General features: G+C 66.6%; 26 protein-coding genes. 23 read left to right on the top strand and 3 right to left on the bottom strand.

All coding sequences use genetic code 11. From position 1 onward, the window contains the following. Position 1: 1 nt before the first annotated feature. The 22 genes from cbiG to C486_RS19500 all read left to right on the top strand — a co-directional run bounded on the left by cbiG (position 2) and on the right by C486_RS19500 (position 21,675). Positions 2 to 991: a cobalt-precorrin 5A hydrolase gene (gene cbiG, locus C486_RS19605; RefSeq protein WP_008459355.1), complete on the top strand. Its 990-nt coding sequence runs from the start codon at positions 2 to 4 to the stop codon at positions 989 to 991. Beyond that, the gene (locus C486_RS19600) at positions 988 to 1,884 is read left to right on the top strand and encodes a precorrin-3B C(17)-methyltransferase (protein ID WP_008459353.1); all 897 of its coding nucleotides are present in this window, start codon (positions 988 to 990) and stop codon (positions 1,882 to 1,884) included. Before cbiG ends, C486_RS19600 begins: the two co-directional genes overlap by 4 nt. A 17-nt stretch (positions 1,885 to 1,901) precedes the next feature. After that, a complete protein-coding gene (gene cobJ / locus C486_RS19595; RefSeq protein ID WP_008459352.1) occupies positions 1,902 to 2,936 on the top strand; it encodes a precorrin-3B C(17)-methyltransferase in 1,035 nt (344 codons plus the stop codon). Between the two features lie 37 nt (positions 2,937 to 2,973). Continuing rightward, entirely contained in the window at positions 2,974 to 3,240 is a 267-nt protein-coding gene (locus C486_RS19590) for a ferredoxin (RefSeq protein ID WP_006186526.1), read from the top strand. After that, positions 3,237 to 3,929, top strand: a complete 693-nt coding sequence (locus C486_RS19585; protein ID WP_008459351.1) for a hypothetical protein — start codon at positions 3,237 to 3,239, stop codon at positions 3,927 to 3,929. Before C486_RS19590 ends, C486_RS19585 begins: the two co-directional genes overlap by 4 nt. A gap of 30 nt (positions 3,930 to 3,959) precedes the next feature. Continuing rightward, entirely contained in the window at positions 3,960 to 5,192 is a 1,233-nt protein-coding gene (locus C486_RS19580) for a CbiX/SirB N-terminal domain-containing protein (RefSeq protein WP_008459350.1), read from the top strand. A gap of 42 nt (positions 5,193 to 5,234) precedes the next feature. Beyond that, positions 5,235 to 5,606 carry a DUF3209 family protein gene (locus C486_RS19575; RefSeq protein ID WP_008459349.1) on the top strand — a complete coding sequence of 124 codons (372 nt, stop codon included), beginning with the start codon at positions 5,235 to 5,237 and terminating at the stop codon, positions 5,604 to 5,606. 2 nt (positions 5,607 to 5,608) lie between these two features. Next, a complete protein-coding gene (locus tag C486_RS19570) occupies positions 5,609 to 6,883 on the top strand; it encodes an outer membrane protein assembly factor BamB family protein (protein ID WP_008459348.1) in 1,275 nt (424 codons plus the stop codon). 222 nt (positions 6,884 to 7,105) lie between these two features. Further along, positions 7,106 to 7,363: a hypothetical protein gene (locus C486_RS19565; protein ID WP_228370998.1), complete on the top strand. Its 258-nt coding sequence runs from the start codon at positions 7,106 to 7,108 to the stop codon at positions 7,361 to 7,363. A 108-nt stretch (positions 7,364 to 7,471) separates the two neighbouring features. After that, on the top strand, positions 7,472 to 7,762 hold the full coding sequence (locus tag C486_RS19560; protein ID WP_008459346.1) for a hypothetical protein: 291 nt from the start codon (positions 7,472 to 7,474) through the stop codon (positions 7,760 to 7,762). A 60-nt stretch (positions 7,763 to 7,822) separates the two neighbouring features. Further along, on the top strand, positions 7,823 to 8,740 hold the full coding sequence (locus C486_RS19555; protein ID WP_008459345.1) for a substrate-binding domain-containing protein: 918 nt from the start codon (positions 7,823 to 7,825) through the stop codon (positions 8,738 to 8,740). A gap of 36 nt (positions 8,741 to 8,776) precedes the next feature. Then, entirely contained in the window at positions 8,777 to 9,448 is a 672-nt protein-coding gene (locus C486_RS19550) for an ABC transporter permease (RefSeq protein ID WP_008459344.1), read from the top strand. A 49-nt stretch (positions 9,449 to 9,497) separates the two neighbouring features. Beyond that, the gene (locus C486_RS19545) at positions 9,498 to 10,301 is read left to right on the top strand and encodes an ATP-binding cassette domain-containing protein (RefSeq protein ID WP_008459343.1); all 804 of its coding nucleotides are present in this window, start codon (positions 9,498 to 9,500) and stop codon (positions 10,299 to 10,301) included. Positions 10,302 to 10,365: 64 nt separating this feature from the next. Further along, the gene (locus C486_RS19540) at positions 10,366 to 11,148 is read left to right on the top strand and encodes a TOBE domain-containing protein (protein ID WP_008459342.1); all 783 of its coding nucleotides are present in this window, start codon (positions 10,366 to 10,368) and stop codon (positions 11,146 to 11,148) included. 207 nt (positions 11,149 to 11,355) lie between these two features. Beyond that, positions 11,356 to 11,778 (top strand): universal stress protein, encoded by a 423-nt coding sequence (locus C486_RS19535; protein WP_008459341.1) that lies wholly within the window; start codon positions 11,356 to 11,358, stop codon positions 11,776 to 11,778. A gap of 50 nt (positions 11,779 to 11,828) precedes the next feature. After that, a complete protein-coding gene (locus C486_RS19530; protein WP_008459340.1) occupies positions 11,829 to 12,329 on the top strand; it encodes a universal stress protein in 501 nt (166 codons plus the stop codon). A 102-nt stretch (positions 12,330 to 12,431) separates the two neighbouring features. After that, on the top strand, positions 12,432 to 14,432 hold the full coding sequence (acs, locus tag C486_RS19525; protein ID WP_008459339.1) for an acetate--CoA ligase: 2,001 nt from the start codon (positions 12,432 to 12,434) through the stop codon (positions 14,430 to 14,432). A 130-nt stretch (positions 14,433 to 14,562) separates the two neighbouring features. Then, positions 14,563 to 16,776: a bacterio-opsin activator domain-containing protein gene (locus C486_RS19520; protein WP_008459338.1), complete on the top strand. Its 2,214-nt coding sequence runs from the start codon at positions 14,563 to 14,565 to the stop codon at positions 16,774 to 16,776. A gap of 268 nt (positions 16,777 to 17,044) precedes the next feature. After that, positions 17,045 to 19,024, top strand: coding sequence for an acetate--CoA ligase (acs, locus tag C486_RS19515; protein WP_008459337.1), 1,980 nt, complete (start codon positions 17,045 to 17,047; stop codon positions 19,022 to 19,024). Positions 19,025 to 19,089: 65 nt separating this feature from the next. Then, the gene (locus C486_RS19510) at positions 19,090 to 19,533 is read left to right on the top strand and encodes a DUF4212 domain-containing protein (protein ID WP_187290129.1); all 444 of its coding nucleotides are present in this window, start codon (positions 19,090 to 19,092) and stop codon (positions 19,531 to 19,533) included. Further along, entirely contained in the window at positions 19,530 to 21,203 is a 1,674-nt protein-coding gene (locus tag C486_RS19505) for a sodium:solute symporter family transporter (protein ID WP_049910722.1), read from the top strand. Before C486_RS19510 ends, C486_RS19505 begins: the two co-directional genes overlap by 4 nt. Positions 21,204 to 21,207: 4 nt before the next feature. Then, a complete protein-coding gene (locus C486_RS19500; protein ID WP_008459334.1) occupies positions 21,208 to 21,675 on the top strand; it encodes a universal stress protein in 468 nt (155 codons plus the stop codon). A 127-nt stretch (positions 21,676 to 21,802) separates the two neighbouring features. On the opposite strand, the gene C486_RS19495 is transcribed toward C486_RS19500, so the two are convergent. Further along, complete coding sequence (locus C486_RS19495) at positions 21,803 to 22,024, bottom strand: hypothetical protein (protein WP_049910725.1); 222 nt, start codon at positions 22,022 to 22,024, stop codon at positions 21,803 to 21,805. 192 nt (positions 22,025 to 22,216) lie between these two features. Next, positions 22,217 to 22,693 carry a cupin domain-containing protein gene (locus C486_RS19490; RefSeq protein WP_008459331.1) on the bottom strand — a complete coding sequence of 159 codons (477 nt, stop codon included), beginning with the start codon at positions 22,691 to 22,693 and terminating at the stop codon, positions 22,217 to 22,219. A 137-nt stretch (positions 22,694 to 22,830) separates the two neighbouring features. On the opposite strand from C486_RS19490, the gene C486_RS19485 reads away from it, so the two are divergent. Then, positions 22,831 to 23,397 (top strand): tRNA (cytidine(56)-2'-O)-methyltransferase, encoded by a 567-nt coding sequence (locus C486_RS19485; RefSeq protein WP_008459329.1) that lies wholly within the window; start codon positions 22,831 to 22,833, stop codon positions 23,395 to 23,397. A 10-nt stretch (positions 23,398 to 23,407) separates the two neighbouring features. On the opposite strand, the gene C486_RS19480 is transcribed toward C486_RS19485, so the two are convergent. Further along, complete coding sequence (locus tag C486_RS19480; protein ID WP_008459327.1) at positions 23,408 to 24,064, bottom strand: hypothetical protein; 657 nt, start codon at positions 24,062 to 24,064, stop codon at positions 23,408 to 23,410. Positions 24,065 to 24,111 lie beyond the last annotated feature (47 nt).

Here is a 24,111-nt window from a genome sequence, read left to right as displayed (position 1 = left end):
CATGAGTACGGACAACGCTGACAACGCGAACGACGAGTCGGGGTCCGACGGCGGCCATTGTTCGACGGCGGATTCGGACGGCGAGGTCGCCGAGGAGATCGCGATCATCTCCTTCGGACGGAAGATGGACACCGCCGAGGAGATCAAAGCCGAGCTCGGCGATCGCTACGAGGCGATCGACATCATCGAATACCACGGCGACGTCTTCGAGGAGCACTGGGGCGAGTACGACTGTTTCATCGGGTTGATGGCGTCGGGCATCGCGATGCGGAAGACGGCCCACCTGCTCGACGACAAGTGGGAGGACCCGGCGATCTGCGTCGTCGACGAGGAACTGACGTGGGCCATCCCGATCACGGGCGGTCACCACGGCGCGAATCAGGTCGCACAGGACCTGGCGACGATGGGGGCCATCCCGGCGATGACCACCGCCTCGGAGGCGGCCGGCAAGCAAGGCGTTGAGTCCCGCGCGAAGGCGATGGACACCCACGTCGTCAACGGCGACTCGACGGTCAAGACCAACCTCGCCGTCCTCGACGAGAACCTCGGCCCCGTTGCCAGACTCGACGGGCCGAAAGCCGTCCTCGTCGGCGACGACGTGACGGTGCTCAAACGGAACAAAGACGACGGCGTCGTCCTCGGCACCGGCAGCGTCTCCGGTGCGAGCAAAGCGGCCTTCCTCGCAGCCTGGGAGGAGGCCCTCGAGCAGACGGAGTACGATGTCGACGACGTGGAGTTCGTCGGTACCGCGACCCGGAAAGAAGACGAGGAGGGACTGCTCGAGGCCGCCCAGGAACTCGACCTCGGCGTGGTTGCCTTCGACAAGGAGACCCTGCTCGCCCACGAGGGGCCGACGCCCTCGAAGTCGAAGGAGTTGATCGGCTGGCCCGGCGTCTCCGAAGCCTCCGCGATCGCGGGCGGTGCCGAACAGGAGCTCGTCCTCGAGAAGATCAGCTACGAAAACGAGGTCACGGTGGCGATCGGTCGATGAGTTCGGACACCGAATCCACCGAGGCGGAGACGACGACGGACGCGACGGCCGACGGCACCCCCGACGACCATGGCACGCTCTACGTCGTCGGCATCGGTCCCGGCCTGCCGGACCACATGACCAAGCGAGCCAAGGAGGTCATCGAGTCCTCGGAGGTCGTCATCGCCTCGAGCCTCTACCAGGAGTTCCTGCGCGACGACGGCACCCTGCTGCCGGAGGCGGAAACCGACGAGGACGGCATCGCGATCCGCGACGACGGCTTCGAGCAGGAGATCGTCCGCTCGACGATGGGTCGCCAGATCGAACTCGCCCGCGCGGCGTTCGACCACGTCCGCGAGGGGAAGGACGTGGCCCACGTCTCGGGTGGCGATCCGTCGGTCTACGGCAAGTCCGACCTGATATTCAAAATGGCCGAGGAGGACGACGCGACGGATATTCCGATCGAGATCGTCCCCGGCATCACCGCGGCACTCGCCGGAGCGGCCAACGTCGGTGCGCCGCTGTGTAACGACTTCTGTATGGTTTCGCTGTCGGACAAGTGGCGCGGCTGGGACGAGATCGAGGAGAAGTTGCGGGCAGCGGCGATTTCGGACTTCGTGATCGTCCTCTACAACTGCTGGCGCAACTACGAGAAAGCCGTCGAGATCGTCCGCGAGGAACGGACCGACGACGCTTACGTAGCCATCGTCAACGACGCGGGCCGCGCGGATGCCGGCCGAAACGGTGAGAGCCAGTTCGTTACTACCCTCGGTGAGGCCGCCGACCACGACGACAAGGTGTCGGGGATGGGCACCTCGCTGATTATCGGCAACCACGAGACCGAAACCTGGCGCAACGACGACCGAACGTACCTCGTCACCCCGCGCGGCGGGCGTGACGTCGACGATTTCTGAAATCAGCATCATCAACCATGAGTACGGATACGAACGCGGACGCCGACGCTGACGCCGAATCGACTTCCAACTGCGGTGCCTCGAGCGACACCAGCGAGGCGAGTACCGATCGCTCGAGTAGCTGTGGCGCATCGAGCAGCAGCGATGACTCGAGTAGCTCGAAGTGTGGTGCCTCCTCAAGTTCCGCGTCGTCCTCGAGTAGCTGCGGGACCTCGAGTTCGGACGACGAGAGCTCGAACGAAAAGGAGGTCGGTGCGACGGTCGACGACTTCGACGCCGAGCCCGGCAAACTGAGCGCCGTCGGCCTCGGTCCCGGCCATCCGGAAGGGATGACCGACCGCGCGAAGTCGGCGCTGCTCGAGGCCGAGCACATCGTCGGCTACACGACCTACATCGACCTCATTCCCGACGAGATCACCGCGGAAGCCGACGAACTGTACGACACGCCGATGTGCGGCGAAGTCTCCCGCACCGAGGAAGCCATCGACCGAGCGCTCGCGGGCAACGATGTCGCCATCGTCGGCAGCGGCGACCCCAACGTGTACGCGCTAGGCGGGCTGGCACTCGAGATCCTCGAGTCCAAGGGTGCGACGGCGTCGATGGTCGACTTCGAGGCCGTGCCGGGCGTCCCGGCGGCCCAGTCCTGTGCGGCCCGGCTGGGCGCACCGCTGGTCAACGACACCGTCTCGATCTCGCTGTCGGACCACCTCGTCCCGATGCCCGAAATCGAGTCGCGGCTCCACGCCGCGGCCAAGGAGTCCTTTACGATCACGATCTACAACCCCTGGAGCCGCAAGCGCCGGGAGAACTTCGAGAAGGCCTGCGAGATCCTCCTCGCACACCGCGACGAGGACACGCCCGTCGGCATCGTTCACGGTGCCGGCCGCGAGGACGAGCAGGTGCTGATCACCGAACTCGGCGAACTCGAGGAGTTAGGCGAGGACGAGATCATCGACATGACGACGACGATCGTCGTCGGCAACGAGGACACCTACGTCTGGGACGACCGGATGGTCACGCCGCGTGGCTACGAGACGAAGTACGACTACTGAACAGTTCGACCGACCGCCGACCAGCCGCAATTCACCAATGTCACGATACGAAGTTACGATCGAGAAAGACGCCTGCGACGGCATCTTCGCCTGTTTGACCCGCGACCCGCGCTTCGTCGAGGGTGGGGACGGCCTCGCGACGATCGATCCCGGCGCGGACCCGGTCTACGACTGCGAGGGCGAGGTCACCGACAACGCCGAGCGCGTCGTCGCGACGTTCGACGACGACCGCATCGACGAAGCCCGGCAGGCCGCCGCGGCCTGTCCGACTGACGCGATCGTCGTCGAGGAGGTGGGCGAATGAGCGACGCGGAATCCGCAACCGAGATCGAGGTTCCGTCGGATCCGCTGGCCGGCCACGCCGCGACCGCGTACTTCTGGGGCCACGTCGCCGGCAGCGGCGACGTCTCGGATGACGGCATCGAGGTCGTCGCCAACGACGAGGCGTCCGCACAGGTGTTGGCCGCCGTCGCCGGCGGCGACCTCGAGCACGACACGACCAGTCGCGAGTACGCCCACGACACGTCGATTACGCGGACGGAAGACGAGTACACGCTCTCGATCGACGGTGACGACGAGTCCGGCCTGCTCGGCCGTAGCGGTACCCTCGGGTTCCCCGTCGACGGCCGCGGGAACTACCGCTTCGGCGCGTTCTCGAACTACGACCGGGAACTGCTCCGCGGACTGCTCGAGGGCTGTGGCACCGTCTGCTTCAAATCCTCGAGCGGCACGGTGGGCATCTCGTTCGTCCACGACGACGCGGACCTGCTCGAACTCGTCCGGGACCTGATCGCCGAGTGCCCGGTCGACGCCCCGATGGGGGAGCTATCGGAGACGTCCGCCGGGGGCTACTGGTTCGGCGTCGACGACGCCGCCGCGCCCGACTTCGGCGCGTGGCTCTACGAGAACTGCGACGAAACGGGGCTGTTCGCGCCGAGCCGCCGCCGCAAGTTAGAGCGGAGCCTCGAGCAGGCCGAGGCGTACGACGAGTAACCACCCGACAGATCGAGACCCACGATACCGATGAGTACACCCGACCAGACCGCGCCCGCACCGACAGCCGGATTCGACGACGAGGCCGTTCTCCTGATCGGCCACGGCTCCCGACGTGAGAAGTCCAACGAACAGGTCCGCGAGCTAGCCGCCGCTCTCGAGTCCCGACTCGGGATTCCGGTCGACGCCGCGTTCCTGGAACTCGCGGAGCCGGCGATCGATGAGGCGTTCGCCCAACTCGCGGCCGTCACGTCGCAGGTGACGGTCGTCCACTGCTCGCTGTTCGCTGCGAGCCACGTCAAAAACGACGTCCCGCTGGCGATCGAGCAGGCCCGCGCCGAACACGAGTTGGAGATCAACAACGGCGCGCATCTGGGTGTCCATCCCGCGATTCTGGACCTGCTTGACGACCGCGCCGCCGCGGTCGAGACCGACCTCGGCGTCGACCGGGCGAATGACGACGTGGCCATCGTCGTCTGCGGGCGCGGCTCGAGCGATCCGGACGCAAACGGCGACGTGCACAAACTCGCGCGGCTGCTCTACGAGGGTCGCGAATTCGACCGCGTGGAGGCGTCCTTTATCGGCGTCACCGAACCAACGCTCGAGGAGTCGCTCCACGGGCTCTCGAAACACCGGCCCGACGCGGTCGTCGTGTTGCCGTACATGCTCGGCGACGGCGTCCTCACCCAGCGGGTCCGCGACTGGACGGCGGAGTTCGACGCGGACTATCCCTACGTCGACGCGCTGGCCGGCGATCCGCTCGGCACGGACTCGCGGCTGCTGGACGTCTTCGCCGACCGCTGGCAGGAGGCCCGCACGGAGAGCGTGAAGATGTCCTGTGACACGTGCAAGTACAAAGTCGATCTCGAGGGCTACGAGGAAGACGTCGGCGGGGCGCGGGCCATGCTCCGTGCGCTGGCCCATCAGGAGGCCCACGCCGACCGCGACGACATCGACGAGGAACCCGACAGCCACGACGCGCCGGAAAAGCACGTCACGGTCTGTACCAACCAGACCTGTGCCAAAATGGGGTCGCCGGCGGTCCTCGAGCGCCTGCGCCAGGAAGTGCGGGACTCGGAGCACTGTGACGCCCGCATCACGCGGTCGTCCTGTCTGGGTCGCTGTGGCGACGGCCCGATGGTCGCGGTCTACCCGGACGGGATCTGGTACGGCGACGTCGAGGCCGACGACGCCGAACGGATCGTCGGCGATCACCTCGACCGGGACCGCATCGTGAGCGACCTCGTCGATCAGACGCTGTAACGCGATCGAAACACACGAATTCGACACATCATACATCAACCCATGAGCTGCCACGAAATCGAAGCGCTACGACTCGGACTGATGAACGTCCTCGGCGTCGGGGACGACAGCACCCGCGATCACGCGGAGAAAGAACTCGAGGGCCACCTGGAGGGGCCGATCAAGGGCCTCGCGGAGGCCGACAGCCTCGCCGAGGTCGAACGCCATCTGGACGCGGCGTTGGTCGATCTGGAGGAAGAGGTCGCAGCGATGGACAACGACGATCCCGAGTACGACTACACGCGGGGGCGGCTGCTCGCGGTCCGTGACGCCGAGCGGGCGATCCAGCGACTGCACGCGCAAGGCGAGAGCATCGTCGATGGACTCGGCGACGCTCACGACACCCTCCACGAGACGTTCCCGGTCGAGGAGTAACGATGGCCGAAACTGCCGATACCGAACGCGAGGACGCCCTCGAGTTCCGGTCGGTGCCGCTCGGCGAGATCGATGCCGCCCGGAGCCGCCACATGTGGACCCGGTCCGCGGTCGGCTTCGCCGCCGCCGACTACGTCGTCACCGGCGAGTGGGACGGCACCGTCACCGCCCGCGATGTCGACTCGCTCGAGACCCGTTGGTCGGCCGCCCATCCGGATCACGCGGTCGGGATCGCGTCGCTCCCGGAGAGTGACACGATCGTCGTCGCGGGCCGCGGCCGGACGGGGACGATCGCGGCCTACGACACCGAGACCGGCGACCGACAGTGGCGCTACGACACCGCCGACGATGTCGGCGAGGCGGTCAAAGACACCGTCTTCTACCTACCCTACGTCGTCGCCTGCGAGACGGGAACCGACGGCGACGGCGACGAGCGACTCTACGCCGCCGCGCGGCGCTACGAGCGCGACGGCGAGATCCGACGGTGGCACAGCACGGTCTACGCGTTCGACGCCGACGGCGCTGTCTGCTGGACCTACGAGACCGACGCCTCGCCAATCGCGCTCGATCTCGACGCCGATGGCGAGCGCCTCGCGGTCGGCTACAACCGCTGTCTGGGCGACCACGACACCGGGCTCGTCGTCCTCGACCCCGAGTCGGGCGACCTCGAGTGGACTTGGGACCCCGGTACCGAAGGCGACCGCCGCGTCGGCGACGTCTCGTTCGACGGGGACTCGATCGCCGTCTCGAGCCACGGCGACAAACGTGGCTATCTGTTGGGGCCCGGCGGTGCCGAGCGCTGGCGGGTTGACCTCGCGGTCGAAACCGAGATCGACGGCGAGCGGCTGTACGCGTATCCGAACCACGTCTCCGCGAACGGTGGTCGCGTAGCGTTCGTGACCGGCAACACCTACACAGTCGAGAGCCGCGAGACGGAGCATCGTCATCCGAACGAACACCGGGTCGCTGCGTTCGACACCGACGGCGACCTCCTGTGGGACGACGAAGTTCGGGGCTTCGTCCACGGCCTCGTCGCCTCCGGCGACCGGCTGGTCGCTCCCTGTGCGCAGAACTTCCGGGTACGCGATCCGGACACCCACGCCGTCCGCTGGTTCGACCGCGAATCCGGCGCGGGCGGGTGCGAGCGTCTCGCGGGAATCGCGACGGCGGCCGCTGTCGAGGACGGAACGGTCGCAGCCATCGAGGAACCCGTCGCGTATCACGACGACGGAGAGACGCGCGGTGAGTACGCGCTTCAGGTCGGCTCGCTCGAGTAGCGCCGTCGATCGGTCGGTTTCGGACCGGTTTTCCGGCGCTAGTGTGCTAGTTACATACGCAAGACCACCCCCCACAACGCTCACGAGCGTTCCTGTTCCCGTATAATGACCGAGAGTTCTGCATGCGACGGCCGCGAGGAGCGTTCGGATCCCGGGTGGGGCGAACGCTCCTCGAGCCGTCTCGACGAAACTGAGCGGGCGACGGGACCGCCACGCCGGGTGATGACAGACGGCAGACAGGCGGAGATGGAAGAGCGCGACGGCCGGTCCGAGGACGCGAGCGACGCCGACGCGGGCCTCGCCGAAGCGGATACCGATGCCGAGGAAAGGGAGACGGACCCTGCCGAAAGCGCGGAGCCCCGGGGTGGGGAAGACGAATCCGAAGGGGCAGTCGCAAGCGAAGACGACTCCGAATCGGGCGAGGAAGGCGACACATTGGGGGACGAAGACTCGGAACAGGCGGCCGAGGCCGAGGAGTAACATTGTGACACAGCACACGCTCCCGCTCGATGACCCGGCTCAAGGTAGTCGCCGTGAGTGACAGTCCCGGACTGCAGGGGATGGTGGCCAACGAGGTGAGCAATCTGCTTGACGCCGCCGATATGCTCGGCAACGGGGTCCATCGAGGACGGCATCGAGGAGGGGAAAGAACTCGGCGAGATCAGAACCGACGTATCGGCGGCGATTCGGAACGCTCTCGGGTCGGTCTCGGGGATCACGGGTCGCGATTCGATCGAGTCGGTCGCCAGAAGTGTGACCGACGGCAGCAGCGCCGAGGGGCTTCTCGATAGCATCGGCGGCGACGGACGCGACGAACCTGCGGAAGACGAGTCGGAATTACATGTTCGCCCGCAGTGGGTCCTCGAGAGGGGTTCGTAGCCCCCGACGAGTTCCTTTGGCGGTACGTTTATGCCACTGTGTCTCATCGTTGTTCCATAGATGGAATATCGACGGAGGGCGATACTCGGAGCGAGTGCTGCGGGGATCGCCGCGGCCGTCGGGGGCTGTCTCGGCCCGGACACCGGGAGCGAGGGGTCGATCGCCGGGGAGGAACTCGCGCTCGCGACGACGACCAGCACGGAAGCGACGGGACTGCTCGACGAGATCAACGCGGCGTTCGAGGAGCGCTTCGGGACGCGCGTCGCGGCCAACGCGGAAGGGACGGGTGCCGCGATCCGCTCGGCTCGAGACGGGAACGCCGATGTCATTCTGGTCCACGCTCGATCGCGCGAGGACGAGTTCATGCAGGAAGGCTATGGCGTCAACCGGCGGGACCTGATGTTCAACGATTTCGTGATCGTCGGCCCGAGCGACGATCCGGCGGGCGTAAGCGATGCCGAGGGGGCGGCGGCCGCCTTCGACGCCATCGCGAGTGCACAAGCGCCGTTCGTCTCCCGCGGAGACGAGTCCGGGACGCACACGAAAGAACTCGTCATTTGGGAGAACGCGGACACCGAACCCGGAGGCGAGTGGTATCGGAGTCTCGGACAGGGAATGGGCGAGACGCTGACCCACGCCAACGAGGCCGGGGCCTACACGCTCTCGGATCGGGGGACGTACCTCTCGCGGGACGACATCGACCTCGAGATTCTGGTTCAAGGCCCGATCGAGGGCGGCCCGGAGTTGCTCGCGAACCCGTACGGGATCATGGCGGTCAATCCCGAGATCCACTCGAACGTCAACTACCAGCTCGCGATGACCTACATCGGTTTCGTGACGAGCCCCAGGGGACAGGAGATCATCGCGGAGTACACGGCGAACGGGGAACAGTTGTTCTACCCCGAGGCGCTGTCCGCGGAACCGAACTTCCAGCAGTACGTGCCGGAGGGATGGCAGCCGGATTCCGCGGACGAGTGACGCAGCCACCACCCGACCGGCTCCGGGGACTTACCAATGCCACTCGATGCCCTCTCCGATCCGACCTATCTCCGAAGCATTATCCGGCTATCGCTGACGGTCAGTCTGTTCGCAATTCTGCTGAGCACCGCCGTGAGCCTCCCGGTCGCCTTCGCGGTCGGGTTCGCGGACTTCCAGGGCAAGCGGTTCGTCACCGCCGTCATCAACACCGGTATGGGGTTTCCGAGCGTCGTCGTCGGGCTCCTCGTCTGGTACGTCCTTTCGAATCGAGGCCCGCTGGGAACGCTGAACCTCATCTATACGCCGGAAGCCATGGTCATCTCGCAACTCGTGCTCGCCACACCGGTGATCACCGGCGTCGCCCTCTCGGCGGTCGAGAGCGTCGACGACGCCGTTCGAGACGCAGCCTACGGGATCGGCGCGACTCGAGCGGATGTCGCGCTCATCACGCTCAAAGAGGCTCGGTACGGCGTCATCACCGGGATTCTCGCGGGCTTCGGCCGCGCGATCAGCGAGGTCGGCTCCGTCCTCATCGTGGGTGGCAACATCGCCTACGCCGACGGGACCTCGAAAACCCGGACCCTGACGACCGCGATCCAGTTCGAGGTTCGGAAAGGCGAGTTCGAGACGGCGCTGGTCCTCGGTGCCGTGTTGCTCGTCCTCGTGTTGCTCGTCAACGGGATCGTCCTGCGGCTCGGGGGGCGATGACCGTGCGAGCGCACCCCGTCGGCCCGAACACGATCGCGGTGAGACAACCATGAACTTCGAACTCGAGCGTGCGTCTTACGGCGTCGACGGGACGCCCATTCTGACCGCCATCTCGCTGGCCGTCGGTGCCGGCGAGGTCGTGACGGTGATCGGCCCGTCGGGGGCCGGCAAGTCGACGCTCCTGCGGCTGGCCGCTCTGTTCGAGCGACCGACCGACGGTGCGGTCCGCTGTGACGGGACGGAGCCGTGGTCGCTCCCGCGAGACGATCGTCTCGCGCTCCGGCGGCGAATCGGGGTCGTCTTCCAGCAGGCGAGCCTGTTCGAGACCTCGGTCGCGCGCAACGTCGACGCCGGCCGGCGGATTCGCCGGCCGTGGTCCAGCCGGCTCCGGGGCTTCGTCGAGCGGCTCGCGGCCCGCTGGATTCACGGGTCGCCGACGGTCGACGATCGGACGCTCGAGGCCCTCGCACTCGTCGGTCTCGAGGACGAGTGGGACCGCGACGCGGCGTCGCTGTCGGGCGGCGAGGCCCAGCGGGTGTCGTTCGCCCGCGCGCTCGCGCCTCGCCCGGAACTACTCGTCCTCGACGAGCCGACGTCCGATCTCGACCCGCGGAACACGGCCATCCTCGAGCGGGCGATCGGGCGGGCGCGCGACCGCGATCACGGCGTGTTGCTCGCGACCCACGACATGCACCAGGCCGAGCGGATCTCGGATCGGGTCGCTGTCCTGCTCGACGGCGAACTGATCGAGATCGGTCCGCCCGAGCGGGTGTTCGAGGACCCGCGGGACGAGCGGACCGCGCGGTTCGTCCGCGGCGATCTGCTGTACGATGACAACGAACTTCTCGCCTGATCTCGAAGGGAGACTCGAGAACCCCGGGGGGCCTCGTCGGGGCTCCCACCGGTGACCGATACCCATGGAAAAGGAGTTCGACCCCTACCTGCGGATCGACGACGTCAGCGTCGACCGCAACGACATCGCGATGTTACGCGCGATCGACGACTGTGGCTCGCTATCGGGCGCGGCGGCGGCCCTCGAACGGTCGTACCCGCGCCTCCAGCAGCGCGTGGTCGAACTCGAGGCGGCGGCCGGCCCGTTAGTCGAGCGGACCCGGGGCGGGGCCGACGGCGGCGGGAGTTCCCTGACCGAGTCCGCCAGGGATCTACTGGCGCGGTTCGATCGGCTGGTCGCGGTCTACGAGGGCGTCGCCCGCGTCGACGAGACGGTGCTCACGGGGCCGGTCGTCGACCGCGACGGGGAACTCGCGACCGTCGAAACCGGTGCCGGCGATGTTCTGGCTGTCGTCCCGACCGATGCCGTCACCGCGTCCGTGACGATCCGCTCCGACGCGGTCAGTTTGCACGCGCCGACGGCCGTCCCTCGAGCCGAGGGGACGAGCGTCCGGAACCGGTTTCCGGGGACCGTCTCGTGGCTCGAGGCCGGCGACGCGGTCGCGAGAGTGGGCGTCGACCTCGCGGCCGGAGACGCTGGGGACGACGTCGATGGTCAGGACGGCGGGGATCGAGATGGCGTCGGGAACGGGGACCACGAGGACGCCAACGAGGGGAGCGACCTCGTGGCGCTGGTCACGCGGCGCAGCGTCGCGACGTTGGAACTCGAGCCCGGGCGGTCGATCGTCGCTTCGGTGAAGGCGACGGCGGCGCGGGGCGTCGCGCGGGACGACCGGGGCGGAGAGTGAACGACGGACGGCAAGGGGGCGACGCCGCGTTCGGTGGCCACACGGGACCCGCGGCTTCCGTCACCGACCGACGTCACGGGCGTCGCGGCCCTCACGCAGTACCGAACCACGGCAACCCGTGAACCTCGAGACAGCACACGCAACCGCAGTGGGTCCGTCACCGTTCCGATCCCCAACCCTTTCTCGAGGGGGCTCGTATCGATGCGCATGTACGACTCCATTCTGGTCGCGACCGACGGGAGCGAGGCCGCGGCGACTGCGGTCGAGCACGCGATCGCGCTCGCGGACCGGTTCGACGCGCCGTTGTACGGTATCGCCGTCGTTGACGAGCGGACCGCGTACGATACCGGCATCGTCGATCCCGACGAGGCACAACGGCACCTCGAAGAGCGCGCGGCGGCCTGGCTCGCGACCCTCGAGTCGACGGCGACAGCGGCCGACGTGGCCGTCGAGACGGCGGTTCGATCGGGCGTCCCCCACGAGGAAATCCTCGAGTACGCGGCCGAACGGGACGCGAGCGCGATCGTACTCGGGTCCCGCGGCCGGTCGTCGTTCAAGGGGGCGTTGCTCGGCAGTACCGTTGACAGGGTCGTCCGGACCGCGGATCGGCCGGTACTGGTCGTCGGCTAGCCCCTGTCACGGACCGAACGTTTACCTCGCCTGTCGTGTGACGTAGTCGTATGTCACTGCTCGTTCCCTTCGACGGGTCGGAGCTGGCGACGAAAGCGCTCGAGCGGGCGTCGACGTTCGGCGACCTGCTTGACGAGGAAGTCGTCGTTCTGACGGTGATTCCGGACGACGCTGACTACGCGCGGGACCGAGGCTGGATCACACAGGGCGAGCCGTTCGATACGGAGGCAATTGCCGCGGGGATGCAGCGCCGTGCCGCCGAGGTCGCGCCGGGGGCGACGGTTCGGACCGAGCGGGTCAGTTCGGACGAACCGACCGCGACGTCGACGATGAACGTCGTCCGCGAGATACGACGCGTCGCCGCCGACATCGAGGCGTCGGTCGTGTTCATCGGGTCGGAGAACGCGGGCTCGGTCATCGCGCCGCAGTCGAGCGTCGGCGGGCCGGTCGCGAGCGATCACCGCTATGATGTCTACGTCGTTCGCGCACCCGGACACGAGGTCGATCCCGAGGAGATCGCCGACATCGATTCGACGCAGGACGGCCTCTGATCGACACGAGGACCGCCCCGAGGCGGCCGGGTGTGACACGTCCACTGCACGGCGATTCGGAGGAACGTTTATTCCCCTGACCATCCACGGTTCGGACGAGACATGGTCGATCGGAACGGGTGGGGTCGAGACGCGTCCACGTCCATCGGCACCACCCACGCCCCACCCGAGTCGTTCGTCGAGCAGGCGAACGTCTCGGACCCGGGGGTCCACGACGAGTTCGCGGCGAACTGGCCGGAGTGTTGGGAGCGTGCGGCCGCCCTCCTCTCGTGGGACGAGCCCTACGAGACGGTCCTCGCGGACGGGGACGCCCCCTTCTATCGCTGGTTCGCCGACGGACGCCTCAACGCCTCATACAACTGCCTGGACCGACACCTCGAGTCGGGGCGGAAGAACCACGCCGCGATCCGCTGGGAGGGCAAACAGGGCGAGCGCCGAACCTACACCTATCGGGACCTTTACGTCGAAGTCAACGAGTTCGCGGCGGCCTTGCGGGATCGCGGCGTCGAGGAGGACGACGTCGTGACGATCTACCTGCCGATGATCCCGGAGTTGCCGATCGCGATGCTCGCCTGCGCCCGGATCGGCGCACCCCACAGTGTCGTCTTCGCCGGACTCTCCGCAGATGCGCTGGCGACGCGGATGGACGCCGCCGACAGCGAGTATCTGGTCACTTGCGACGGCTACTACCGACGGGGCGATGCGTTCAACCAGAAGAGCAAGGCTGACAACGCCCGTATCGCCCTCGAGCAGGACGTACGAACCGTCGTCGTCGATCGGCTCGGCGACGACTTGCCCCACGTCCTCGGCGACGACGAGTGGGACTACCACGACCTCCGCGATGAGTTCGCGGGCGAGACCGTCGCACCGGTTTCCCGTGACGCCGAGGACATGCTGTTCCTGATGTACACGTCTGGAACGACTGGTGAGCCGAAAGGCGTCGTCCACTCGACCGGCGGCTATCTCGCCCACGTCGCGTGGACGAGCCACGCCGTCCTCGATGTCAAACCCGACGATACCTACTGGTGTGCCGCCGACATCGGGTGGATCACGGGGCACTCCTACATCGTCTACGGCCCCCTCGCGCTCGGGACGACGACGGTGATGTACGAGGGAACGCCGGATTATCCCGACCGGGATCGGCTCTGGGAGATCGTCGACCGCAACGCCGTCGACGTCTTCTACACCGCGCCGACGGCGATCCGCGCGTTCATGAAGTGGGGATCGGACTACCCCGGAGACCACGACCTGTCCTCGCTGCGGCTGCTCGGGACCGTCGGCGAACCGATCAGCCCGCGTCCGTGGAACTGGTATCGCGAACACATCGGCGGCGGGGACTGCCCGGTCGTCGACACCTGGTGGCAGACCGAAACCGGCGCGGTGACGATCTCCACGCTCCCCGGCATCGACGAAATGAAGCCCGGGTCCGCCGGCCCGCCGCTGCCGGGGATCGACGCCCGGGTCGTCGATGAAGCCGGTGACGATGTCGCGCCGGGCGAGACCGGCTACCTCACGATCGGCCGGCCCTGGCCCGGAATGGCCCGGACGCTGTACGACAACGACGAGCGCTTCGTCGCGGAGTACTGGCGGCGGTTTTCCGACCCCGCGTCCGACGACTGGCGCTACTTCAGCGGCGACACGGCCCGCGTCGACGAGGACGGCTATATCACCGTTCTCGGGCGGGTCGACGACGTGATCTCCGTCTCGGGCCACCGGCTGGGAACCGTGGAGATCGAGAGCGCGATCGCCGATGCCGACGGCGTCGCCGAGGCCGCCGTCGTCGGCCGCTCGAGCGAGACCGGCGAGACCGACATCTACGCCTACGTCAGCACGGAGCGCGGGCACGACTCCGGCCGGGAGATCCGACGGGCGATCCGCGACAACGTCGAGTCCGCGATCGGACCGCTCGCCCGGCCCGAAGCGGTGATCTTCACCCCGGAACTCCCCAAGACGCGATCGGGCAAGATCATGCGCCGCCTGCTCGAGGACGTCGCCAACGGCGAGGAACTGGGCGACACCTCGGCGCTTCGCAATCCCGAGATCGTCGGCGAGATCCAGGCCGAGATCGGCGACGCGGGCGATCGCGAGGACGCGGACCGGTAGCGTTTCGCGGATATCACGGACGCGAAACAATCTGACACCGGCTATCGGCCCAATACTCGATTTCTCCACGACTGCCCGCAATAGACGATACAATTATGTTCGCGTCCCCAGAATTGGCGAACCAGATTCGATGGGCTTCGAGGGGACTGCGGGGACGGTACTCGCCCCGCGGGAGTACGAGTCGCTGCTCGATGCGGCCGAGACCTACCGTGAAGCGCTGGTGATCCGACTCTGCGGTGACGTCGGGCTTCGACCGACCGAACTGACCCAGCTCTCGATCGACGATATCGAGCAGGTACGGATCGACCCGCCGCGATACCTGATCCGCGTGCCGATCGCCGACGATCGGGGAACCCGAACCGCGTACCTGCCGACTCGCGTCGAACGGGAACTCCGCCGCTACGCCCGGAGCAACGATCTCTCGAGCGACGACCGGGTTTTCACCGTCACGGCCCGTCGGCTCCAGATGCTGGTCTCGGAGGTCGCCGATCGGGCGAGCGATCTGTTCACTGAACCCGCGCTCGGCGACGTTTCGACGAGCGATCTCCGCCAGTACTTCGCCCACACCGCACTGGTCGACCACGATGTCAATCCTCGCGTTGTCAAAACCGCGGGCGGCTGGCGCAGTTTCGAGGCCCTCGAGTCCTACCTCCCCGAGCCCACCGACGCCGAGATCGTCGATGCGTTCGACGCTGTCGAGGGACCGTCCGGCCCGCAGTCCGGCGATCCCCAGTCGGGTCCCGCGGTGAGCGACGACAGCGTCGTTCGGCTCCTGTTGGCCGCCAGCGATCGGTACGCGCTCGTTCGTCTCGACGCGGACGGCTACGTCGAGCGCTGGAACCGCAGCGCGGCCGCGCTGTTTGGCTACCGGGCCGGCGAGATCGTCGGCACCCACGTCTCCGCGTTCTACACCGACGACGCCGTCGAGTCGGGCGCTCCCGAACGAACTCTCTCGACGGCGCTCGACGAGTCCGGCTGCGAAACCGAGGGGTGGCGCGTCCACGAGGACGGCTCGCGGTTTCGCGCGACCGAAGTCGTCTCGCCGCTCCGGGACGATCAGGGCCGCCACCGCGGCTTCGCAGTCTTCGTCCGCGACGGGACGGCTGCACACGAGGCACTCGAGGCCGCCCGCCAGCGCCGTGCCGAACTCGACCGGCTGTACGCCGTCGCCCGGCGACATCGGGACCTGACTGCGGCGTTGCTCGAATCGACTGATCACGAGGGGGTGGAGACGCGGACGTGTGACGCGCTCGCCGACGGTCGGGCCTACGAGTTCGCCTGGATCGACCGGGCGACGATCTCGGACCGACGAGGACGACTCGCGTCCAGCGGGATCGATCCCGGTGCGATCGAGCGCGTCGTCCCCGACGACTGGCGAGTAGACGATCCGGCCGCGCCACTCGAGCGCTCGGCGTCGGTGGCCGAGGCCGTTCCGGAGGAGGGGACGGTGTTGGTCGCGGACGATGTCACGGCGACGCTCGAGGCCGACGGCCAGTTCGAGGGGGCCGTCGCGAGGGTCGCGCTCGCGTACGGTGATACGATCTACGGAACGCTGTCGGTCGCGACCGAGCGCGCGGATGCGTTCGTGGACGACGAACGCACGTGGCTGGCGACGATCGGCCGGCAAGTCGGCTACGCGATCGGTGCCATCCGCCGCCGGAACCTGCTGCTGTCCGACCGCGTGCTCGAACTCGAGGTCGCCTGTCGGGACGAGCGCTCCTTTTTCGTCGATACCTCACGTCGACTCGACTGCCGCTTCGAACTCGACTCGCTGGTTCCGATCGACGAATCGACCCACCTCTACTACGTTCGACTTGAGGGGGCGTCGCCGGCCGCTGTCTTCGAGCTCGCCGACACCGCCGCCGGGATCGAGGACTGCCGGCTAATCGAGACCGACGAGGACGGCTGGCGCGTCGAGTTCGTCGTCGAGGGCTCCTGCCCGATCGTCACGCTGACGGAGTACGGCGTGACCGTCCACGAGGCGGTCTTCGAGGGCGGGTCGGCGGCGATCACCGGCGACTGCGCGGCCGACGCTGACCTTCGGACGATCCTCGACGGCCTCCGATCGGCGTTCCCCGACTCCGAACTGGTCGGGAAACGCGAGACCGAGCGGACCGTCCAGACCGCCCGCGAGTTCCGCGAAGGGCTCGAGGATCGGTTAACCGACCGCCAGGAGGCGGCCCTTCGCGCGGCCTACTTCGGCGGCTACTACGACTGGCCACGGGAGAGCACGGCTGAGGAAGTCGCCGACGCCATGGGCGTTTCTTCCCCGACGCTGCACAATCACTTGCGGAAGGGCCAACACGAACTGCTCCGTACGTTCCTCGACGATCCCGAGGAGTAGGCGGCCGACCACGCGAGATCGGTACTAAGTCTCTAGACGGGCCGTCCGATCCGGACGTCTCGCTCACAGACTGGTCTAGTACGTGTCACGACCCGTCGTTCCACGACGCGTCACATCCCGATAACGGTGGGACCAACCGCCCGACGACCCACCCTGTCACGGCCGCCGAGAGTCAATAAATGCGAGGGACCGCCGGGGAGGACCGGGTCGGTTTTGCACATCTAGAGGCCGGCTTTACTATGTGGGTACCCGATTGAGTGGGTGTACCATGTCACAGGAGGATGCCAACCTCGAGGCACGACTCGCGGAGCAGGAGGCCTTCGAGCCGCCCGAGTCGTTCGTCGAGCAGGCAAACGTCACTGAACAAGGGATCTACGAGGAGTTCGAGGAGAACTGGCCGGAGTGTTGGGAGCGGGCGGCCGACCTCCTCTCGTGGGACGAGGCGTACGACACCGTCCTCGAGGACGGGAACGCGCCGTTCTACGAGTGGTTCACCGGCGGTAAGCTCAACGCCGCCGCAAACTGCCTCGACCGACACGTCGAAGATGGCCGCGGCGACAGTGTGGCGATCGAGTGGGAAGGCGAACTCGGAGAAGAGCGGACGTACACCTACGACGAACTCCTAGACGAGGTCGAGGACGTCGCGGCGACGCTGCGGGGACTCGGCGTCGAGGAGGACGATATCGTCACGCTGTACCTGCCGATGATTCCGGAGTTGCCGATCGCGATGCTCGCCTGCGCCCGGATCGGCGCGCCCCACAGCGTCGTCTTCGCCGGCTTCTCAGCCGACGCGCTGGCGACCCGGATGAACTCGGCCGACAGCGAGTATCTGGTCACTTGCGACGGCTACTACCGCCGCGGCGATGCCCTCGATCACATCTCGAAGGCCAACGAGGGGCTCGCGGGGGTCGACCACGCAGTCTCCGATGTCGTCGTCGTCGACCGACTGGGCGACGACCTCGAGCACGACCTCGCGGACAACCAGCACGACTACGACGAACTCGTGGCCGACCACGAGGGGGCGACGGTCGAGCCGGTCTCCCGGGACGCCGAGGACATGCTGTTCCTGATGTACACGTCGGGCACGACCGGCAAGCCAAAGGGGGTCAAACACACCACCGGCGGCTATCTCGCCTACAGCGCCTGGACGAGCCATGCCGTCCTCGACATCGAGGCTGACGACACCTACTGGTGCTCAGCTGACATCGGCTGGATCACGGGACACTCCTACATCGTCTACGGCCCGCTCGCGCTGGGCACGACGACGGTGATGTACGAGGGGACGCCCGACTACCCCGACAAGGACCGGCTCTGGGAGATCGTCGAGCAGAACGGCGTCGACATCTTCTACACCGCCCCCACGGCGATCCGGGCGTTCATGAAGTGGGGCTCGGAGTACACGGAGGACCACGACCTGTCCTCGCTGCGGCTGCTGGGGACCGTCGGCGAGCCGATCAACCCGCGGGCGTGGAAGTGGTACTACAAACACATCGGCAACGAGGAGTGCCCGATCGTCGACACCTGGTGGCAGACCGAGACCGGAGGTATGATGATCACGACGTTGCCGGGGATCAACACGATGAAACCCGGTTCAGCGGGGCCACCCCTTCCGGGGATCGACGCCCGCGTCGTCGACGCACAGGGTGCGGAAGTCGACGCCGGGCAGGCCGGCTACGTCACGGTCAACAACCCGTGGCCCGGCATGCTCCGCACGCTGTACGACAACGACGAGCGGTTCGTTCAGGAGTACTGGGACGAGTACTCGGACGAGGCGACCGACGAGTGGGTCTACTTCCCCGAGGACGGCGCGAAGATCGACGACGACGGCTACATCACCATCCTCGGGCGGGTCGACGACGTGATCAACGTCTCCGGCCACCGACTGGGCACGATGGAGATCGAGTCGGCCGTCGTCGGCGTCGAGGGGATCGCCGAAGCCGCCGTCGTCGGCGGCGACCACGAGGTCAAAGGCGAGGCGGTCTATGTCTACGCTATCCCCGAGGACGGCTACGAGGACCGTGAAGCCGACCTCGAGGAGGAGGCCATGGCGGCCGTCCTCGACTCCATCGGGCCGATCGCCAAGCCCGAAGAGATAGTTTTCACGCACGAACTGCCCAAGACGCGGTCGGGCAAGATCATGCGCCGGCTGTTAGAGGACATCGCAAGCGGGAACGAGTTGGGCAACACCTCGACGCTCCGGAACCCGGACGTCGTCGACGACATCGCGGAACAGGTGTCGACCGACTGACTCGCTAACATCGATTCTTTCGAACGAACAAACGACTGATACACGACTCGAACACAGACACACATATGCCAGATAATAACAGCCATGATTCAACCGATGAACGAGCCGCAACGGACGGTGGCGTGGCCGGACAGCCCGGTCAAGCACACCGAAACACCGACTATCTCAGTTCGGAGGTCAACCTCCTGAAGCCGAGCACGCCGTTCATGCGCGATCACCTGAAACTCGTCTGGGGAACGTTCATCGCATGGGTGCTCATCGTTTGGGGGCCGGTGACGCTGACGTGGTTGGCACCGGACCTCATGACGAGAAGCGTTCCAGGGCTCGGCTTCCCGCTTCACTACTTCCTCATTGCTATCGGTGCCCCGACCGGGGCATTGATACTGTCGGCGGTCTACGCCCGCTCTCGAGACCGACTGGACCAAAAATACGGAATCGAGCCTGCCACAGTCGATAGCGACAGTGGAACGACGGACGTGGCGGCGACCGACGGAGGTCGTGACCAATGATGGTCCCGCTCCAGGCCGAAGCGCTTGACATCTCGTTCAAGCTGCTCCCGGCCATCATGATCTTCCTGATGATGGCCTCGTTCCTCGTCATTGGATACGTGTTCAAGGTCGCCGATACCGAGGGCATGTGGGTTGCCGGTCGGGGTATCGGGAACATCGAGAACGGGATGGCGATCGGTGCCAACTGGATGTCCGCCGCCTCGTATCTCGGGCTCGCGGGACTCGTCGCCCTCGCCGGTTTCTACGGACTGGCGTTTATCGTCGGCTGGACGACGGGCTACTTCGTGTTGCTCATCTTCCTGGCCGCACAGATGCGTCGGTTCGGCAAGTACACCGCACCTGACTTCGTCGGTGATCGCTTCAACTCGCCGGTCGCACGAGCGCTGGCGGCTTTCACGACGCTGTTGATCGCGTACGTCTATTCGGTCGGACAGGCCCGCGGCATGGGGCTGGTGGGCCAGTACGTCTTCGGACTCGACATCATCCCGATGATCATCGTGATGATGACGATTACCGTCGGCTACTTGGCACTCTCCGGGATGCTGGGGGCGACGAAGAACATGGCTGTCCAGTACGTCATCCTCATCGTCGCGTTCCTCGCGGGCGTGTACGTCGTCGGTTGGACGCAGGGATACTCCACGGTGCTCCCCCAGATCCAGTACGGGGCGCTCTTCAGCGAACTGAGCCGCCAGTTCTCGGAACCGTTCCTCGGCGACAACACGTTCTACCTCTGGGTGGCCACCGCGTTCTCGCTCATCGTCGGTACGTGCGGCCTCCCACACGTGTTAGTGCGGTTCTATACGGTCCAGAACGAGCGGACCGCCCGCTGGTCGACGGTCTGGGGACTGTTCTTCATCTGCCTGCTGTACTGGTCTGCACCCGCGATGGCGGCCTTCGGCGTCAATCTCTTCGAGGTCACCCAAGGAGCCAGTGCCTACGCGGGCACGGGCGGCATGACGGGCGCGGAGGGTGACGTCATCGTCGTGCTGGCCGCGCAGTTCGCCACTCTCCCGACGTGGTTCGTCGGACTCGTGGCCGCAGGGGCGATGGCCGCGGCCATTGCCACGACCGCCGGGCTGTTCATCACCGCCTCCTCGGCAGTCGCACACGATATCTACACCGAACTGATAAACCCTGACGCGACCCAGCGCCAGCAGATCCTCATCGGCCGCGTCACCATCGTCGTCATCGGCGCGCTGGTGACCGTCACTGCGTTCAACCCGCCGGCACTCATCGGCGAACTGGTCGCATACGCGTTCTCGCTGGCCGGGATCGTGCTGTTCCCGATGTTCTTCCTCGGTCTGTGGTGGGAGAACACCAACAAGCCGGGCGCGCTGGCCGGGATGTCCGCCGGTCTGTTCATCTGGATCACGTCGATCATCAACAGCGTGCTCCCGAGCTACGTCGGCTTCCTCGCCGAGCTCGCCGGCGGTGAAGGGGCAGCGATCGTCCCCATCTATGCCCAGTACGTGCCGCCTATCGGGGCGGCGCTCGTCGGGACACCGGCAGTGTTCATCATCACCATCGCCGTTTCGATGGTGACCGACGAACCATCGATGGAGACCAAACGACTGGTCCGGCAGTGTCATAGTCCCGAACCCATGGGGCAGCAACAGACCGCACAGGACGCCGTGAGCACTGATGGCGGCGAACCACCTGCGGATGACTAACCCAATGTACGACCGAATACTCGTTCCGACTGACGGCAGCGAAACGTCCAAGGCTGCGGTTGCGCACGCGCTCGACCTCGCCGACCAGTACGGGGCCGACGTCCACGCCCTGTACGTGGTCGATACCGACTCGATGAGCCTGAGTCTGGGTGCCGAACAGGTCGATCGCATCGAACAGGGCCAGTTCAGCGAGATGGGCGAAGTCCGAGAACGCGCCGATCGCGCCACCGGTTACGTCGCCGACCGCGCCCGGGAACGCGGCCTCGAGTCCGTCGAGAACGTCTCGGCGGGCAAACCCCACTCGCTCATTTCGGACTACATCGACGACAACGACATCGACCTCGTCGTGATGGGGTCGCACGGACGGTCGGGTATCCGACGAGCGCTACTCGGCAGCGTCACCGAACGGACGCTCCGGTCGACGCACGTGCCGGTCCTCGTCGTCGATATCGAAGGCCAAGAGACCGAGTAGCGGATCGCTGACTGCGGCTCGTTTTTTGTAACGTGTTCTCCGGCCGACGGGAGCGCCATCGGTACGGCGGATCGGAGACCACTCGGTCTCCCGTCGGCGTGGTCGCTCGAGGAGTCCGCAGTCGAACTTATCGGTGCTGCTGGCTGATCGCGAGTTCGAAGTTCCAGACGAAGCCGAAATACGCGACGATCCCGGCGAGCATGAGCGTGTAATACACCCAGGTCGGGGGCGAGAGCAGGTAGGTGACGAGTTCGACGACCGTTACCCAGACGACTGCGAACGCGAGATCAGTCAGCATTCCCCACCGTTCTTCACGGGCAGTCGTGATCCACTCGCGAACCCTCGTCATCGGCCGCTCACCCGCCTCCGGAACCCCATCATTATGCGGGTGTTTCGCACGCACCCGAAAAAGCGTATCGGCGACGTTCGCGGGCGAGTGTTCGTCCAAATTCGCCGACAGCAGCCGTCGGAGCGGCTATCTCGAGCGTGCAGCCGCCAGATGCCAGCGTTCGGGACGGCGCTGTCGTCGAGTCGCGTTCCGTCACTCCTCCCAGTACTCCGTCCGGTCATCGATGCGATAGTACCCCTCGAGCGACCGCTCGTCGCGGCCGCCCGGCGGCGAGCCGACGAAGACGCCGAATTTCCCCGTTTCGGGATAGACGGTGATGTCGGGCTCGTTCATCGTCGATATCGCCAAATATCGCAGTGGGTCGTCGCCGTCGTTGACGACCCGATGGCCGCCCGACTCGTCGGCCGGGAACGTCGCGTAATCGCCGGCCGTCAGCGGCTCGAGCCCGTCCGGCGTTTTGAGCCGTCCCTCGCCCGCCAGAACGTAAATCGCCTCTTCGTTGGCCGTGTGGTAGTGGTAGGGCCACGACCGCATTCCCGCAGGCAGTTCGTAGAGGCTGCAGCCGAGGTCGGACGCGTCGACGGCGTTCGCGAGTTCTTTCCGGCGGAACGCGGTTTCACCGTGGTCGTACTCCTGCCACGCGAGGGTCGATTCGTTCGTCTTCTCCATACTCGGTCCCACTCGCGTCGAGCACTTACTATTGGGTGCCACGCGCATCGGTCCGCGTGCCAGCGTGGCGGACCGAACTCGGTGCGACCTGAATGGAAAACGAAACCTCCTAACCTCGCCCGAGAGTGACTACGGGCATGCACGACGACACCGAGGTCGCCGTCCTTCGACTCGGCCACCGGCCCGGCCGGGACGATCGGATGACGACCCACGTCGGACTGACCGCGCGGGCGCTGGGGGCCGACCGCGTGCTCTTTCCCGACAACGCCGGCCAGTCGCTCGAGACTGTCGCAGATATTACCGACCGCTTCGGCGGTCCCTTCGAGGCCGAACTCATCGAGGGGCCACAGGGGATCATCCGCAACTGGGAGGGAAAAGTCGTCCACCTGACGATGTACGGCGAGCGCGTCCAAGACGTCGCGGACGACATCCGGGCGGCTCACGCCGACGCGGGCGAGTCGCTCTTGCTCGTGGTCGGCTCCGAGAAAGTCCCGTTCGACGTCTACGAGGAAGCCGACTGGAACGTCGGCGTCACGAACCAGCCCCACTCCGAAGTAGCCGGACTGGCGGTCTTCCTCGACCGCCTGTTCGAGGGGCGGGAACTCGAGCGGGAATGGGTCGACGCCGACCGGCACGTGATTCCGATGGAGACGGGCAAGCGCGTCGAAGCGACGGAGGACGAGTCCGCGTCCGACGCGGAGTAACGAGCGGGTGTCACCCGCGCGAGGCGAGCAGTCGAACCGGCCGGACGAGTCGGCCCCAGATCATCCCGACGGCCGTCCGGACAGCCGCGAGGACCCCGGTTTCGTCCTCGTCGAGTACGTAGCCGTTTCCCACCCGTTCGATCGGGCTCGAGCCACCGTGGACCGCGAGCAGCCGATCGATGTCCGCCTCCATGAGTCCGGTCCGATCACAGAGTTCCGCCTTCGTGAGCGGCCGGTCGGCCTCGCGCAGTGCCACAAGCAGCCAGCGGCTGTGCAGTGCGACGAGGTAGTACTCGTCGTCCGTCATGTCGGGCGCGTCGGTCTCCGCTGTGCCGTCGTCGGGCCGCCGCGCGGACAGGGCATCGAGACAGATCCAGCAGCCAGCCGCCAGTAGCGCAGGACCGAACCAGCGGCTCCCCTCCCGTAGCTGGACGAGACCTGCCGCCACGGCGACTACCCCGAAGGCGAGCCAGCAAAGCGCCGGATCGACGTCGAACTCCTCGAGCGCGACCTCGAAAAACACGCTCCCGATCGCGATCCCGAGGAGCGACCCGATCACGCTCGGTGCCACGTCGAGACCGACGGCCGCACCGATGCCGACGGCGGCGACGGCGGCATCGACGCGGTCGATGCGATCACGCAGCTGAGATACCGACTCGAGAACCATCTGTCGGCAATACTACACTCACGCTCCTAAATGTATCGCTCGTCACG

The sequence above is a fragment of the Natrinema gari JCM 14663 genome (assembly GCF_000337175.1).
Lineage (GTDB): Archaea > Halobacteriota > Halobacteria > Halobacteriales > Natrialbaceae > Natrinema > Natrinema gari.
This window is presented reverse-complemented; position numbering and strand designations above follow the sequence as displayed.

Bases quoted from the DNA above. Each gene is read 5' to 3' on its own strand.
- cbiG (WP_008459355.1), top strand. From the start codon at position 2: ATGAGTACGGACAACGCTGACAACGCGAACGACGAGTCGGGGTCCGAC.
- C486_RS19600 (WP_008459353.1), top strand. From the start codon at position 988: ATGAGTTCGGACACCGAATCCACCGAGGCGGAGACGACGACGGACGCG.
- cobJ (WP_008459352.1), top strand. From the start codon at position 1,902: ATGAGTACGGATACGAACGCGGACGCCGACGCTGACGCCGAATCGACT.
- C486_RS19590 (WP_006186526.1), top strand. From the start codon at position 2,974: ATGTCACGATACGAAGTTACGATCGAGAAAGACGCCTGCGACGGCATC.
- C486_RS19585 (WP_008459351.1), top strand. From the start codon at position 3,237: ATGAGCGACGCGGAATCCGCAACCGAGATCGAGGTTCCGTCGGATCCG.
- C486_RS19580 (WP_008459350.1), top strand. From the start codon at position 3,960: ATGAGTACACCCGACCAGACCGCGCCCGCACCGACAGCCGGATTCGAC.
- C486_RS19575 (WP_008459349.1), top strand. From the start codon at position 5,235: ATGAGCTGCCACGAAATCGAAGCGCTACGACTCGGACTGATGAACGTC.
- C486_RS19570 (WP_008459348.1), top strand. From the start codon at position 5,609: ATGGCCGAAACTGCCGATACCGAACGCGAGGACGCCCTCGAGTTCCGG.
- C486_RS19565 (WP_228370998.1), top strand. From the start codon at position 7,106: ATGACAGACGGCAGACAGGCGGAGATGGAAGAGCGCGACGGCCGGTCC.
- C486_RS19555 (WP_008459345.1), top strand. From the start codon at position 7,823: ATGGAATATCGACGGAGGGCGATACTCGGAGCGAGTGCTGCGGGGATC.
- C486_RS19550 (WP_008459344.1), top strand. From the start codon at position 8,777: ATGCCACTCGATGCCCTCTCCGATCCGACCTATCTCCGAAGCATTATC.
- C486_RS19545 (WP_008459343.1), top strand. From the start codon at position 9,498: ATGAACTTCGAACTCGAGCGTGCGTCTTACGGCGTCGACGGGACGCCC.
- C486_RS19540 (WP_008459342.1), top strand. From the start codon at position 10,366: ATGGAAAAGGAGTTCGACCCCTACCTGCGGATCGACGACGTCAGCGTC.
- C486_RS19535 (WP_008459341.1), top strand. From the start codon at position 11,356: ATGTACGACTCCATTCTGGTCGCGACCGACGGGAGCGAGGCCGCGGCG.
- C486_RS19530 (WP_008459340.1), top strand. From the start codon at position 11,829: ATGTCACTGCTCGTTCCCTTCGACGGGTCGGAGCTGGCGACGAAAGCG.
- acs (WP_008459339.1), top strand. From the start codon at position 12,432: ATGGTCGATCGGAACGGGTGGGGTCGAGACGCGTCCACGTCCATCGGC.
- C486_RS19520 (WP_008459338.1), top strand. From the start codon at position 14,563: ATGGGCTTCGAGGGGACTGCGGGGACGGTACTCGCCCCGCGGGAGTAC.
- acs (WP_008459337.1), top strand. From the start codon at position 17,045: ATGTCACAGGAGGATGCCAACCTCGAGGCACGACTCGCGGAGCAGGAG.
- C486_RS19510 (WP_187290129.1), top strand. From the start codon at position 19,090: ATGCCAGATAATAACAGCCATGATTCAACCGATGAACGAGCCGCAACG.
- C486_RS19505 (WP_049910722.1), top strand. From the start codon at position 19,530: ATGATGGTCCCGCTCCAGGCCGAAGCGCTTGACATCTCGTTCAAGCTG.
- C486_RS19500 (WP_008459334.1), top strand. From the start codon at position 21,208: ATGTACGACCGAATACTCGTTCCGACTGACGGCAGCGAAACGTCCAAG.
- C486_RS19495 (WP_049910725.1), bottom strand. From the start codon at position 22,024: ATGACGAGGGTTCGCGAGTGGATCACGACTGCCCGTGAAGAACGGTGG.
- C486_RS19490 (WP_008459331.1), bottom strand. From the start codon at position 22,693: ATGGAGAAGACGAACGAATCGACCCTCGCGTGGCAGGAGTACGACCAC.
- C486_RS19485 (WP_008459329.1), top strand. From the start codon at position 22,831: ATGCACGACGACACCGAGGTCGCCGTCCTTCGACTCGGCCACCGGCCC.
- C486_RS19480 (WP_008459327.1), bottom strand. From the start codon at position 24,064: ATGGTTCTCGAGTCGGTATCTCAGCTGCGTGATCGCATCGACCGCGTC.